Source organism: Flavobacterium sp. LS1P28 (genome assembly GCF_003970335.1).
Classification (GTDB): Bacteria; Bacteroidota; Bacteroidia; order Flavobacteriales; family Flavobacteriaceae; genus Flavobacterium.
Map to the genome: position 1 here is coordinate 1 of NZ_RYDI01000009.1, position 13,783 is coordinate 13,783.

A 13,783-nucleotide genomic window follows, 5' to 3' on the forward strand; every position below is an offset into this window, starting at 1 on the left:
AAATAAGTATTTTTCGACTAAATCTGTTTTCGGACAGTTGATTTCTTTAATAGATGATTCAATGATTCAGAAAGCTGGTGTCCGAGCGGAAATAATCCCAACGGCTAGCGCGATGCCTCTGGCTCGTGCCCAATGTCATTAAGTTAAGGATTTTCATATTGTATCTTTATGATTTTTAAGTACTACAGTTCTACCTAAGTCTTAGTTATGTTTGCAACCGAGTGAATGAGATTGCTAAAAAAATAAGAATAGTCACTGAATTCATACTTTATCCAGACTTATTTTCAATATAAAAATATCTTGAGCTTGTTTTTATGGTTTAGGAAGCGAACTTTTGATTTTTAAGAAAATTATAGGCTAGCATAAAAAATCATTCTTAAAATCTGCTATTTTCTAAAACTAATTTCATCCAACCCAATTGTGTATTCTGCACGTTGATTATTATTGATATCCCAAATTTCCATTTTTATTTGAGGAATTTTTCCCCCCCAATTAATTGTTAATAAGCCAAAATGGTTATCCATAATAGGGCCTTCAATTCTATTTTTGTTGGGTGTCGCAAAGTGCCAGGTGGAGGAAAGTCCGCTGGAGGTAAAGTCGTAAATAGGATATAATCCGGGTTCTGTAAGTTTAGAAATTTCACCATAATGAACGTCTCCGGTCAAAAACAAAATACCGTTTGCTTTGGTTTTCTTGATTAGATCTAAAAATCTTTGTTGCTCCAGCGGAAAATTAGCCCAGCCTTCATACCCGTTGTACTCAATCCCAAACTGGGATCCTGAACCAATTAGGCGAAGATCAGCTGGTTTTTGTAGTTCTGTTTCTAACCATTTCCACTGTTCTGCTCCTAAGTATGTGGAATCCGGGTTTTGTACTGGTGCATAGTCCAAGGAGTAAAAATAACGTTTGTCATCCTCAAGTTCGTTATTATATAGCTTGTAATCATCCCGGAAAGTACGGTTGTCTAACAGGATAATCTGTACTTTTTTGCCTTTAGTTTCATACAAATAAGAGGTATATATTCCCTCGTGTTTTCGTCTTTCGGAAGCTATAGGTTCCCCAAAAAAATTAAGAAAAAGTTCTTTTGATTCTTTCTTTTTGGGATAATGCCTTCCTGCATCATTTTGGCCGTAATCGTGATCATCCCAAGTAGCTATGATAGGCATATTTTTTTTCAAATTTTGAAAAGTAGGTTTAGCTGCCAATCGCTCGTATTTGGCTTGCAGTGTGTGCATATTTTCAGTGTCACCGTAAATATTATCTCCCAGAAATATAAATAAATCTGGTTGGTGTTTTACCACGACATCAAAAATAGACAGGGAATTACTTTGGTTTGAACACGATCCAAAAGCAATTTTTGAAAGGTTTTTTTGCGAGTAACCATTGCAGGAAAGCAATGTTAAAGCTGCTAAAAACAAGGGTATTTTAAAGAGATTATTTTGAATCATTTTTTATTGTTTTGTTTTATAATTGTATTTAAAAGGAGATTGGTTGTCCAAAAAAATTAATGCTTCTCTACAAATCACATGGCGACTTTTAGAAAGTATTTTTAAACGGTGACAATTAAAAATATAGGTTTGAGTAATAATTTTGAACTTAATTGTAAAAAAATAATCTTCCCAAATGTAATAAAAAAAAGGGATCTAACTAAAATCACATTAGAAACGTATTGCCACTATATTACCTTAAAACAGATTGGTTTGCTGTTAATTAAAAGTTAAACCAATAGATTATATGCAATTTACAGGTGCTAAAATTTATTTTTGATATTGATTAACCAATAAAAAACCTATTAATGAAGAAATTTTTCATTTTAACTGCAATCGCAGCATTAATGCTTGTGCCTACAACCCAATTTGCACAATCGAAAAGAAAAAAAGATAAAAACACCACTGTAGCCCCTCCACCAGAAAAGAAACCAGAAGCTACCATCAAGGAATACAGCAAGGTGATTACCAAAGACGCCGTTTCTGACGAAGGTTTGTTTATGGTACACAAAGTGGACAAAAAATATTTTTTCGAAATCCCGAATAAATACTTGGATAAAGACATGCTTTTGGTAAGTAGGTTGGCTAAATTACCGGCTAATTTAGGAGGCGGATATGTAAATGCGGGTTCCGAAACCAATGAACAATTAATTATCTGGCATCGTTTTCAGGACAAAATTCTGATCAAATTAAAATCATTTAGTGCCGTTGCCAATGACAGTTTACCCATTAGTATTTCAGTAAAATCAAATAATTATGAACCTACTTTATTTGCTTTTGATATTGTAGCATTTAGTAAAGATTCTTTAAATACCGTTATTGATGTGACTAAATTTTATAGCACTGACGTTAAATCAATCAGCGGTTTATCTAGTGAAATGAGAGAAACCTATAAAGTAAAAGGCCTCGATGAATCCCGCAGTTTTATCAATACGATGAAAAGTTATCCTATGAATATTGAAGTGGTTCAGGATTTCACTTACAATGCATCTAAACCGCCTGTTCAGGAAGATGCAGAAACAATTAGCATCCAAATGAATCAATCGATGATTTTGTTGCCAGAAAAACTGATGCAACCCAGATTAGCAGATCCGCGAGTGGGTTGGTTTACCATGAGCCAGATTGACTATGGAAGTAATGAATTGAAATCCGACAGTAAAACCTATATCCGCCGTTGGAAATTGGAGCCTAAAGATACTGTCGCTTACGCAAAAGGTGAACTGGTAGAACCCATCAAACCTATTGTGTACTATTTAGATCCTGCCACGCCTGAAAAACTACGCAAATACATTAAACAAGGAATTGAAGATTGGCAAAAGCCTTTTGAAACTGCTGGTTTTAAAAATGCAATTATTGCCAAAGATGCGCCTACTAAAGACGAGGATCCTGATTTTAGCCCGGAAGACATTCGGTATTCTGTGATTCGTTATGTAGCGAGTACGACGCGTAATGCGGTTGGACCAAGTGTTTCTGATCCCAGAACAGGAGAAATTATAGAGAGTGATGTTATTTGGTACCACAATCATTTGCGTTCCTATAGAAACCGTTATTTGTTAGAAACCGGAGCAGCAAATCCTTCAGCAAGAACCTTGAATACCAGCGACGAAGAGATGGGTGAAATGATGCGCATGGTTATTGCACATGAAGTAGGGCATGCGCTTGGTTTTCCTCATAATATGGGCGCGAGTTGTGCGTATGATACTGAAAATTACAGAGACGGTGCCTTTACTCAAAAAAATGGAATTTCAGCGAGTTTGATGGATTATGCCCGTTTTAATTATATCGCTCAACCTGGAGATAAAGACATTCGTTTCATACGCCAGATGGGGCCTTACGATCATTATGCTACCAATTGGGGATACAGAGTCATTCCTAATGCCTCTTCTCCGGAAGTAGAAGTGCCTATTTTAGACCAATGGATTATGGAAAAAGCAGGAAATCTTGTTTATAAATATGGGAAACAAAGCAGTAGTTTTGATCCAACTTCACAAACGGAAGATATCGGAAATAATTCCATGAAAGCAAGTTCATACGGACTTAAAAACTTGCAATATGTAGCTTCTCATTTATCAGAATGGACGAGTGATGTGACTAATAACTATGAGGATTTAGACGAATTATACAAAGAAATGCTGGATGTCTGGAGTAGATATGTGGGACATGTGGTAACGAATGTGGGCGGTGTTTATGAAACAACCAAAAAGCCAAACCAAACCGGAAATATTTATGAAATTGTACCAAAAGCAAAACAACAAGAAGCCATGCAATGGTTACAAGCCAATGCTTTTACTTCTCCAACGTGGTTGGTGAATGTAAGTACATTAAAAAATATTGATTACTCCGGTTACACAGAACGTTTTCGAAATTTACAAGCCAGACATTTGAATGCTATGTTGAGTTTTGAACGAATTGGTCGATTGATGGATGCGGAAATAATGGGAACTACTAATTATAAAGCATTGGATTTATTGAGTGATATGCGTAAAGGAATTTGGAAAGAAGCCAATTTAGCTTCGAATGTGACTATTTACAGAAGAAATTTGCAACGCGCATACATTGAAAGAATGAGTTATCTGATGAAAGAAGAAATTAAATCCGGACGTTCTTCTGACTATTATAATGTGGCTCAGTCCGATGTGAGAGGATTGGTGAGAGGCGAGTTGAATGCATTAAAAACCACCTTAGCAGTTGCTAAAACCAGAGTTGTAAATGCAGAAACAAGATACCATTATGAAGACGCGATTAAAAGAATTGAATTGATTTTAAATCCAAAATAATCAAAACTTAGATTCTGTTTTACAAAAAAAATCCGCTTTCGAGCGGATTTTTTGGTGTTATAAAAAAGATTTTATACTATGAAAATGATTTACTTCAAAGGAAATGTAGCTTCGAAAGCCTTAAATCTGGACTCTAAATCATTTAGCAATTGTTTTTTTACAGAAGCCTCTTTGATGAAACTGTACTGAATGCTGTTGTACACATATTGCTTTATATCTTTAAAGGAAACGTCTTTGTATCTTTTGGCTAACAAGACATATTGTTCGGTCATATTCGTGCGTAAAATCCCTGCATCATCCGTACTAATTACGATTGGCACGCCAAATTCTTTATATAAAGTCAATGGATGACGGCTTTCTTTTACCTTCAAAATAAACTCATTGCTTACTAAATTGATTTCGATAGGAATGGTTTTCTTTGCCATATAACGGAGCAAATTATACGAATCTTTCTCGTAGGCCATATCTACTCCGTGCCCAATACGGTTGGCTCCTGCAGTATAAACGGCTGATCCAATATGCCACGTTAACTCTTCTGGTTGTACCAAACCAAGCGTCAACTCGCCGGCGTGCATTGTATATTTTACATTTGGATAACGGGAATGACAGTATTTAAACATTAGCATGTGTAACCAATAATCCTTCATCGAGGTTTCGCCATCTTCCGGAGAAACAATGTTAACTCCTGCCATCAGTGAACTTTCATCTGCAGATATGAATGCGATTACCAGATTTTTGAATAAATCTACGGGTTCCATAAATCGCAATACAAAATTTTGATACCGCATTGTAAATTGCTTGTCATCGATTTTAAGGTCTTTGTGCAGCTTAGTAACAAAATTGGTATTGAAGGCTTTAGCATAGGATTCGGCATCTTTTTTTAGTAGTGAATTGTACACCGAATCCAATGATTTTAAAACTGCTTTTTCATCTTTTGCTAAAGCTGATTTTCGCAATCTGGAATTGAATTTTGTTAAATCATCGGTATTCATATCTGTTGGGATTGTAGACAATTGGGTTTCAATATAACTGACATTTTCTGAAATAGCTCTGTTTTTAAGTTCCAATAATCCTTGTCCAAAATTCCCTTTGATGGCCGGTTCGAACTTCATAAATGATTCGAAAAACAACTTGTCGGATGGATAATCTACATCATTATAGTCTTTTATAGACCACTTTTGCATGATTTTTTGCTTATATGCTTCTAATGTTCCGTTATTTTTCAATGTCGAAAATAGTAGCCAGTTTCCCGTTACTGGTTTTTCTTTTAACACATCCATCGTCTCAATATTGAGATAAAAATCGTCTGCAATAGCGCGTTGCAAAATAGGTTCGGCGTAAATAGAACCTGAGAAATGATGATGCAAATCACCGCCTTTTGGCATTTGCGAAAAGAAAGCAGTTAGTTCCGCTTCATTGTTTCTGATCTTTTCAAAATAGTCATTCGTGGATTGTGAGTAACTATTATTTAAAAAAAGTGCGAAGAATAAAGTATAGAGTAATTTCATGATTTTTTAATTGTATTGATAGTATTTTGCTGGTTCTTTTTTCAAAACGGTTTTTTTGCTTTTAAGCTTTTAATGCAAAGGATATTTTTTTATGCTTGAATCTATTGATGTGGCATTTAAACCCTTGTTTTTGAAAAAAAGATATACCTTTTGCCAAATTTAAGCAATTTCACTTTCTGTTTGGTGAAACAATTAAAAAGTTTTATTTTTGCAACTCTTATGAAAAACGGTACCATTCTAATCTCTCAAGGTACTCCGCCTTGATTTATAGTTTTTAAATTAAAAGAGTTTTTAAAAACATTTTATCGCATTTTTTGTCGATACAACTTCTTTATATGAAATTGTACCAAAATATTCTTATTATAATTATCACATGAAAAAAGTATTTAACTTATTTGATTTTTCACGGCAAGTCAATTACAAAACTGAAATTTTAGCAGGATTAACCGTGGCTATGACTATGATTCCGGAATCATTATCTTTTGCAATAGTAGCAGGTTTTCCGCCATTGATGGGTTTATATGCGTCTTTTATTGCGGGATTGATTACGGCTGTCTTTGGTGGTAGACCGGGAATGATTTCTGGAGGAGCAGGAGCAACGGTAATTGTTTTAATTGCTTTAATGAATTCAAATGGATTAGAATATGTTCTTGCAGCAGTTGCTTTGGCAGGAGTTTTACAAATTTTAGTAGGGCTTTTTAAACTTGGAAAATTTATCCGACTGGTACCACAGCCCGTTATGTTTGGTTTTGTAAATGGATTAGCCGTAATTATTTTCATGTCGCAATTGGATCAATTCAAAACCTTTGTTAATGGTAAAAGCGAATGGCTTTCTGGAACTTCTTTCTTTATTATGACAGGATTGGTTGCATTGACAATAGCAATTGTGGTGTTGCTACCCAAAATAACAAAAGCAGTTCCATCTTCATTAGTGGCAATTATTGTGGTATTTGGACTGGTTTTTTTCTTTGGAATTGAGACTAAAACGGTGCGGGATATTGCTTCCGTAAGTGGCGGTTTTCCACCTTTTCATATTCCTAATATTCCTCTTAACCTGCAAACGTTACAAATAATATTTCCTTACGCATTAATCATGGCTTCTGTGGGATTGACAGAAGGGTTATTGACCTTGAACTTAGTCGATGAAATAACTGAAACAAAAGGCAAAGGAAATAAAGAGTGTATCGCCCAAGGAAGTGCTAATATTTTGAATGGTTTTTTCTTTGGCATGGGAGGTTGTCCTATGATTGCACAAACATTAGTTAATCTTTCGGCGGGTTCCAGAGCGCGATTATCAGGAATCATTGCTGCACTAACCATACTTGTAATTATTTTGTTTGGTGCTCCAATAATTGAACAGTTACCTATGGCGGCTCTGGTTGGTGTCATGATTATGGTAGCAATTGGAACATTTGAATGGGCGAGTTTCAGAATCATCAATAAAATGCCAAAACACGATATTTTTGTTGGGATTTTAGTGGCACTAATTACTATAGTACTACACAATTTGGCTTTAGCCGTCTTAGTTGGAGTCATCATTTCTGCATTAGTTTTCTCTTGGGAAAGCGCCAAAAGAATTAGGGCTAAAAAATACCTAGATGATAAAGGAGTGAAGCATTACGAAATTTATGGGCCTTTATTTTTTGCTTCAACAACCGCTTTTTTGGAAAAATTTGATATTTTGAATGATCCAAACGAAGTCATTATTGATTTTAAAGAAAGTAAAATTACCGATATGAGTGCTATTGATGCCGTAAATAAAATTACAGAGCGGTATGCAAAAGTCGATAAAACGGTTCATTTGCGACATTTAAGCGAAGATTGCAGAGTGTTACTAAAAAACGCGGATAGCGTAATTGACGTAAATATTTTAGAAGATCCTACTTATAAAGTTGTTGTTGATTAGCATTACAACTTGAAGCTATTCAAAAAAGAATAGCCACAGATTCACTAATTTTATTTTTTATTCGAATTAAAATCATTAAAAATGTGGCGATAATCTTATTGCTTATTTTTATAATAAGCTATACTTTCATCGCCTCTGCTGCTAATCATCCTGTTTTGAGAGCGGCATTGATAGAACTATTCAGTAAGTTGTCGCCACAAATGAACAGCGTATCTGATATTTTTATTTCCGAAACAGCAATCGTATTTCGCACACTTGCCTGATTAGGCAAAGCATAGTCAATGTGATACGCCTTTAGAATTTTCCACGAACTTATTTTTGAACCAAGGGTATTTATTTTATCTTTTAAATTCCCAACGGGAGCAAAAAGAGTGGCAAGTGCGGCCGATGGTATTCAGAATGGATCTGCCAGTCTAGCTCCCACAATAATTACATCCTGTTTCATAGCTTTTTGATAAATTTTCGTATAAAAACAGACCAAATAGAGTTTTATAGTCACTTAAATAAACGACAATTTAAATTTTGATTATTGTTGCTGTATTTGAAATTGCATCATTAAGTCAATTTGTTCGTCATTTCCTAAGGTAAAAATGTGTTTGTCAAATACTACAAATCCATTTTTAGTATAAAATCGAATGGCTCGGTGATTTTCTTCCCAGACACCAAGCCAAATATAATCAACGCCAGTACGTTGTGCAATCTTTTTTACTTCGTTCAGCAACAGTTGCCCAATGTTTTTACCATGAAAAGTTTGTAAAACATAAATCCGATGTATTTCTAAAGCATTTTTGTTTATGTTTTCCGTTTGAGCATCACCAATGTTTATTTTTAAATATCCAACGATTTCTGATTTTGAAATGGCTACATAAAAAAAGGAATTTGGATTGTTCAATTCAGTTGTTAATTGTACTGCATTGAAGTTTTTTTCGATGTAATTAGTGATGTTTTCAGGGGTGTTTACAGCGGCATAAGTTGCTGTAAATGTTTGGATACTTATCTTTTGCAGTTCTTTAAGATCAGCGATTGTAGCTTTTCTAATTTCAATTAGATTCATGTTGACCTACTCTTTGTGTTATTTTTAAACTCAAAAATACCAAAAAAAAGGTTGCTAAACTAAATCCTCTAGTACACTATTAAACAAATTAGTTTAAAGGCTCTTGATTTCTTGATTTCAATTAGTACTTTTGGGAGAATTAATAAAAAGCGCTCGAAAGAGTAATGTGTATGAAAATTGTAATATCGCCAGCCAAGTCGTTAAATTTAGAGAAACAGCTACCTACGGAGTTGCACACCCAACCTTTGTTTTTAAAAGAATCGCGAGAAGTCCACAAAGTTTTAAAAGAGATGAAGCCTGCTGATTTATCAATTTTGATGAGTATTTCAGATAAGCTAGCTGATTTGAACTGGAAACGAAATCAAGATTGGAAAACACCTTTTACCACTTCAAATGCACGTCCGGCTGTGTTTACTTTTGATGGTGATGTGTACATTGGATTAGATGCGTATTCGATTCCAGAAAAAAAAACAGAAGCTTTACAAGATCGTTTAAGAATCCTATCCGGTTTGTATGGCTTGCTGAAACCATTGGATTTAATTCAGGCGTACAGATTGGAAATGGGCACCAAATTACCCATTGGCGAAAGCAAAAATCTGTATGAATTTTGGAAACCAATCGTTACAAAAGCTTTAAATAAAGAGCTCAAAGAAGACGAATTGTTTGTCAATCTTGCAAGTACGGAATACTTTTTGGCAATTGATGTCAAGGCGTTGAAAGTTCCTGTGATCACTCCGGAATTTAAAGAGTACAAAAACGGAAAATTAAAGATCATCAGCTTTTTTGCCAAAAAAGCTAGGGGAATGATGGTGCGTTATATTATTGATACGGATGCTCAAACGATTGAAGATTTAAAAGGGTTCAATTATGATAGCTATCAATTTGATGCAAATTTATCGGAGGGCAATCATTTGGTTTTTACCCGTTAGAGACGCTATTAATCGGCTCTTTATTAATGCATGGCATCAGCAGGATTGATTTTGTTTTTCCCTTTTTTGATAAAAAAGATGATTGGAATACAACACAGAAACATAATTCCCAGATACAGAAAAATATCCATATACGATAAAACGGTACTTTGTTTCATCACTGAATAATCAATAACCTGATAGGCTTTTTTCAGCGATTCATTAGCACTAAATCCTTTTGACATAAACCCTTTTTGCAACATTATAACGCGTTGTTGGACTTCGAACTTGCTGGCATCTAAATTTGAAATCAAATTTACTCTGTGTTCCTGACCAAATCTCGTGATAAAGGTGGTGATAATTGCTATTCCAAATGAACCTCCCAATTGGCGCATCATTCCTGTAAAGGCTGCCCCTTCGCCAATATCCTTTCCTTTTAAGGTGGAGAGTGACAGTGTGGTTATGGGTACAAACAGCAGTCCCAATCCTATTCCTCTTAAAATTAATCCCCAATACAAATGCTCAACACCCGTATTAGGAGTCAAGCTGTTGTGCATCATTAGGGTAAAGAAAAAGAAAATCAAAAAACCAAGACCCACCATATAACTTTGCGGAACACCTCTTTGAATTAGTTTACCAATAATGGGCATCATAATAGCAGTGGTGATTGAACCCGGAATAAGCAATAATCCTGCATCTGTAGCGGTCCAGCCTAGAATGGTTTGGGTGTAAATTGGAATTATTAATGTGGAACCATAAAGACCAAAGCCTAATATGAAACACATTATGACACCAATTCTTAGATTTCCATCTTTTAAAACCTGCAAATTGACAATAGGATGTTTGTAGGTCATTTCTCTCCAAATGAATAATACCAGGCCAAAAATGGATACCGTACTCAAGAATATAATTATTTTATTGTTGAACCAGTCATCTTGTTGTCCGTGTTCTAGAACATATTGCAAAGAACCAATAAACACAGTCAACAGAAAAATCCCCAACCAATCGACCTGATTGGCTTTTAGTTTTTCGCCATATTTAGGACTTTTAACAAAAGTTAAAGCTAGAATAGTAGCTATGATACCAATGGGAATATTGATATAAAAAATATAAGGCCAAGAGAAATTGTCAACAATATAACCCCCTAATGGCGGACCCAAAGTAGGTCCCACGATAACTCCCATTCCATAAATAGCCTGTGCCATACCTCGTTTTGCAATGGGATAACTCTCTGTTATAATGGTTTGTGCGGTCACTAATAAAGCACCACCGCCCAAACCCTGAATAAATCTAAACGTAATAAGTTCCCATATATTATTGGCATTGCCGCACAAAAAAGAGGCTACTGTAAAAATGATAATGGAAGTCACAAAATAATTTCGTCTTCCAAATTGTTGTGAAAGCCAGCTGGTCATAGGGATTACAATCACGTTTGCAATAGCATAAGCGGTAATGACCCAAGCAACATCATTTAATGTGGCACCCAGACTTCCTCTCATGTTTGTCAGTGCCACATTGACTATAGTGGTATCTACGATTTCAAGTAAAGCACAAAGTACTGCTGTGATCGTAATAAGAACTCGTCTGTAGCCATATTCTACTAAATCGTCTTCTCCTGCTTGTGCCATTTATACTAAAGTGTAAACTATCATTTTATTAAAAGAGGTGCCGTTTTTAATTCAAAAAAAACAGCTTTAATCTAAATGTACATCAACATCTACATTCATTCCCGGGCGCAGTAATTTTATTTTTTCAGGGTCATTTGTTGGAATCAAACTTATTTTAACAGGTAATCTTTGAATGGTTTTTACAAAATTTCCTGTGGCATTATCTGGCGGTAATAAGGAGAAACGGGATCCTGTTGCTGGGGAAAAGGAAGTAATGGTTCCCTTGAAATCATATTCGGGATACGCATCTACTTTTACGATTACTTTTTGACCAATAACCATTTTGTTGAGTTGCGTTTCTTTGAAATTAGCAACTACCCATGCTTCATTGTTGTTGATAATATAAAATAGGGATTGCCCTGGTTGCACTAGTTGTCCCGGCTGAATATCAATTTTTGATACCTGACCATCAATAGCAGCAGTGATAGCAGTGTAGGTTAAATTTAATTTTGCGGCATCAAGCATTGCTTTTGCTCTTTGTATATTGGCTGCAGCCACTTCTGTCTGTTTACCTGAAACTTTAGATTTAGCTATAATAACTGATTTTTGAAAGGCAGTGGCTCTTTCCTGTTGTTGTAACACGCGTACTTGACTTTCAGCTTCCAGTTTGGCGGCTAAAGCCTGTTCGTATTGTTGTTTTGTGATCGAATGGCTTTTGTATAAATTATCATATCGATTGTAATCACTGGTTATGCGTCCCAATCTTATTTTTGCGGATTCGATATTACCACTTGCAGATCGTACATTGGCATCCGAAACAGAAATACTGGCTAAAGCACTTCCTATATCAGCTTTAGTAACTTCAAAATTACCTTCAGCGCCAATCATTGCAGCATGTGCTTCTTCAATTTTTAACTGGTAATCCCTTTTGTCAATGGTAAAAAGCGTATCGCCTTTCTTTACAAAATCATTGTCCTTGATGTACACTTTATCCACATATCCTGAAACTCTTGGGATAATTGGGTTCATGTTTTTTTCAATTTGGGCATCATCAGTTTCTTCGTGAGATTGTGAATGCAGGTATTTAAAAGTTCCGTACGTCCCACCTAAAACTACCAATGCCACTAGGATTATGATAAATTTTGTATTTGTTTTTTTGTTTTCCATGGTAGGTATATTATAATTTTGAAAGTGTGAAGGTTTGAGATAATTGGCCGGTTACCGAGAGTAACTCATAGTATTTTTGAATGGTATTGGCTTTGGCCAAAGTCTTATTGATTTTAGAACTCAATTGCTCTACATCAGCCTCCAGTAAATCATTAGTGTCCGAAAGACCATTATCATATTTATCTTTGATGATTCTGTAATTTTCAGAAGATTGTTCCAGCGCTTGTCCATATACAACATCTTGTTTTAAAGCTAAATCATAATCTTCAATCGCTTTTTGAACTTGGATTTTAATATAATCCGTTAGTATGGCTTCAGAGTTTTGGACTTCTAAAAATTTATTTTCGGCCAGCCGCACTAAAGTTCCGTTTTTTAGAATGGCACTCAAATCATACGAAAGCCCGATGCCTATATTCATCGCGTTTTGCACCGTAATCACATTGCTCAGGTCTAATGCCGTATACCCGCCAACTAACGCAATGGCCGGATAGTACGACCCTTTAGCTATTTTTATATTGGCTTCACTGGCTTTTCCCTGAAACCGAAGGGCTTCTAAATCCTTCCGATTTTCTAGTGCCGGTAATTCATTTTCAGGGATATTAGTCATTTGGAAATCGGCAAAATCACGCTCTCGAATCTCTAATTTTGTGTCCGGATTTAGTTTTAAAAGCGTAACCAGATAAAAGTTGATGATTTTTAAATTATTATTTGTTTCGTCTAATGACAATTGGATTTTCGAAGCCTGTAATTGGGATTTTAACAAATCATTTCTGGGGATAATTCCGTTTTTTTCAAGGGCTATAAAATCGTTTACCCGCTGTTGCGCACTTTTTTGATTTTCTTTTAGTAGTTCAATTGTTTTCTGGGCTTTGTATAAACTGGCATAATAATCAATCACCCGCAACGCAATTTCCTCCTTTGTTTGCAATGCCGTAGCCATTTCTGCCTGATACAAATTTTCATAAACGGTGATGCTATTTTGAATTTTAAAACCTGAGAAAACCGGAACACTAGCATTCAACTGTCCAATCATCAATTGATTGACAATTGGGAGTGCTTCCTGAGTTCCTGTATTATTTTGATTGAGTTTGAAATTAACGGAAGCATTTGCTAATCTTTGGTATTGCCCTGAAAGTTTCAAATCAGGATATTGATTGTTTTTGGTAGATTGCAGTTCGTACTTTTTAGTTTTTACTTTTGTATTGGCTAGTGTAACTTCATTACTTTTGGCCCAAGCCAAATTGATGGCTTCGTTCAATGTTAAACTTGTTTTTTCTTGCGCTGCTGCAGATGAAATTCCAATGAAGAAAATCACAATGAGCATGAATGGACTAACTTTCATACGTAGATAATTTTTGTTTTTTGTAGG

The 13,783-nt window shown here is 35.3% G+C and carries 9 protein-coding genes; 3 read left to right on the forward strand and 6 right to left on the reverse strand.

The features are described 5' to 3' along the window. Positions 1 to 386 precede the first annotated feature (386 nt). Entirely contained in the window at positions 387 to 1,448 is a 1,062-nt protein-coding gene (locus tag EKL97_RS08455; RefSeq protein ID WP_126568644.1) for an alkaline phosphatase D family protein, read from the reverse strand. A 347-nt stretch (positions 1,449 to 1,795) separates the two neighbouring features. On the opposite strand from EKL97_RS08455, the gene EKL97_RS08460 reads away from it, so the two are divergent. Next, the gene (locus EKL97_RS08460; protein ID WP_126568645.1) at positions 1,796 to 4,264 is read left to right on the forward strand and encodes a zinc-dependent metalloprotease; all 2,469 of its coding nucleotides are present in this window, start codon (positions 1,796 to 1,798) and stop codon (positions 4,262 to 4,264) included. Positions 4,265 to 4,353: 89 nt separating this feature from the next. Here EKL97_RS08460 and EKL97_RS08465 read toward each other — a convergent pair whose 3' ends face one another. After that, positions 4,354 to 5,772, reverse strand: coding sequence for an adenosine deaminase (locus tag EKL97_RS08465; protein ID WP_126568646.1), 1,419 nt, complete (start codon positions 5,770 to 5,772; stop codon positions 4,354 to 4,356). 373 nt (positions 5,773 to 6,145) lie between these two features. Between EKL97_RS08465 and EKL97_RS08470 the strand changes: the two genes are divergently transcribed. Beyond that, positions 6,146 to 7,678 carry a SulP family inorganic anion transporter gene (locus EKL97_RS08470; RefSeq protein ID WP_126568647.1) on the forward strand — a complete coding sequence of 511 codons (1,533 nt, stop codon included), beginning with the start codon at positions 6,146 to 6,148 and terminating at the stop codon, positions 7,676 to 7,678. Between the two features lie 526 nt (positions 7,679 to 8,204). Here EKL97_RS08470 and EKL97_RS08475 read toward each other — a convergent pair. Then, positions 8,205 to 8,732, reverse strand: coding sequence for a GNAT family N-acetyltransferase (locus EKL97_RS08475; RefSeq protein ID WP_126463434.1), 528 nt, complete (start codon positions 8,730 to 8,732; stop codon positions 8,205 to 8,207). Between the two features lie 170 nt (positions 8,733 to 8,902). On the opposite strand from EKL97_RS08475, the gene yaaA reads away from it, so the two are divergent. Further along, positions 8,903 to 9,661 (forward strand): peroxide stress protein YaaA, encoded by a 759-nt coding sequence (gene yaaA / locus EKL97_RS08480; RefSeq protein WP_126463432.1) that lies wholly within the window; start codon positions 8,903 to 8,905, stop codon positions 9,659 to 9,661. 23 nt (positions 9,662 to 9,684) lie between these two features. Here the strand turns inward: yaaA and EKL97_RS08485 are convergent, their stop codons facing one another. From EKL97_RS08485 to EKL97_RS08495, 3 genes are all read right to left on the reverse strand, one after another. Then, the gene (locus tag EKL97_RS08485) at positions 9,685 to 11,268 is read right to left on the reverse strand and encodes an MDR family MFS transporter (RefSeq protein WP_126555429.1); all 1,584 of its coding nucleotides are present in this window, start codon (positions 11,266 to 11,268) and stop codon (positions 9,685 to 9,687) included. Between the two features lie 66 nt (positions 11,269 to 11,334). Then, positions 11,335 to 12,414, reverse strand: a complete 1,080-nt coding sequence (locus EKL97_RS08490; RefSeq protein WP_126463428.1) for an HlyD family secretion protein — start codon at positions 12,412 to 12,414, stop codon at positions 11,335 to 11,337. 10 nt (positions 12,415 to 12,424) lie between these two features. Next, the gene (locus EKL97_RS08495; protein WP_126463426.1) at positions 12,425 to 13,756 is read right to left on the reverse strand and encodes a TolC family protein; all 1,332 of its coding nucleotides are present in this window, start codon (positions 13,754 to 13,756) and stop codon (positions 12,425 to 12,427) included. Positions 13,757 to 13,783: the final 27 nt, after the last annotated feature.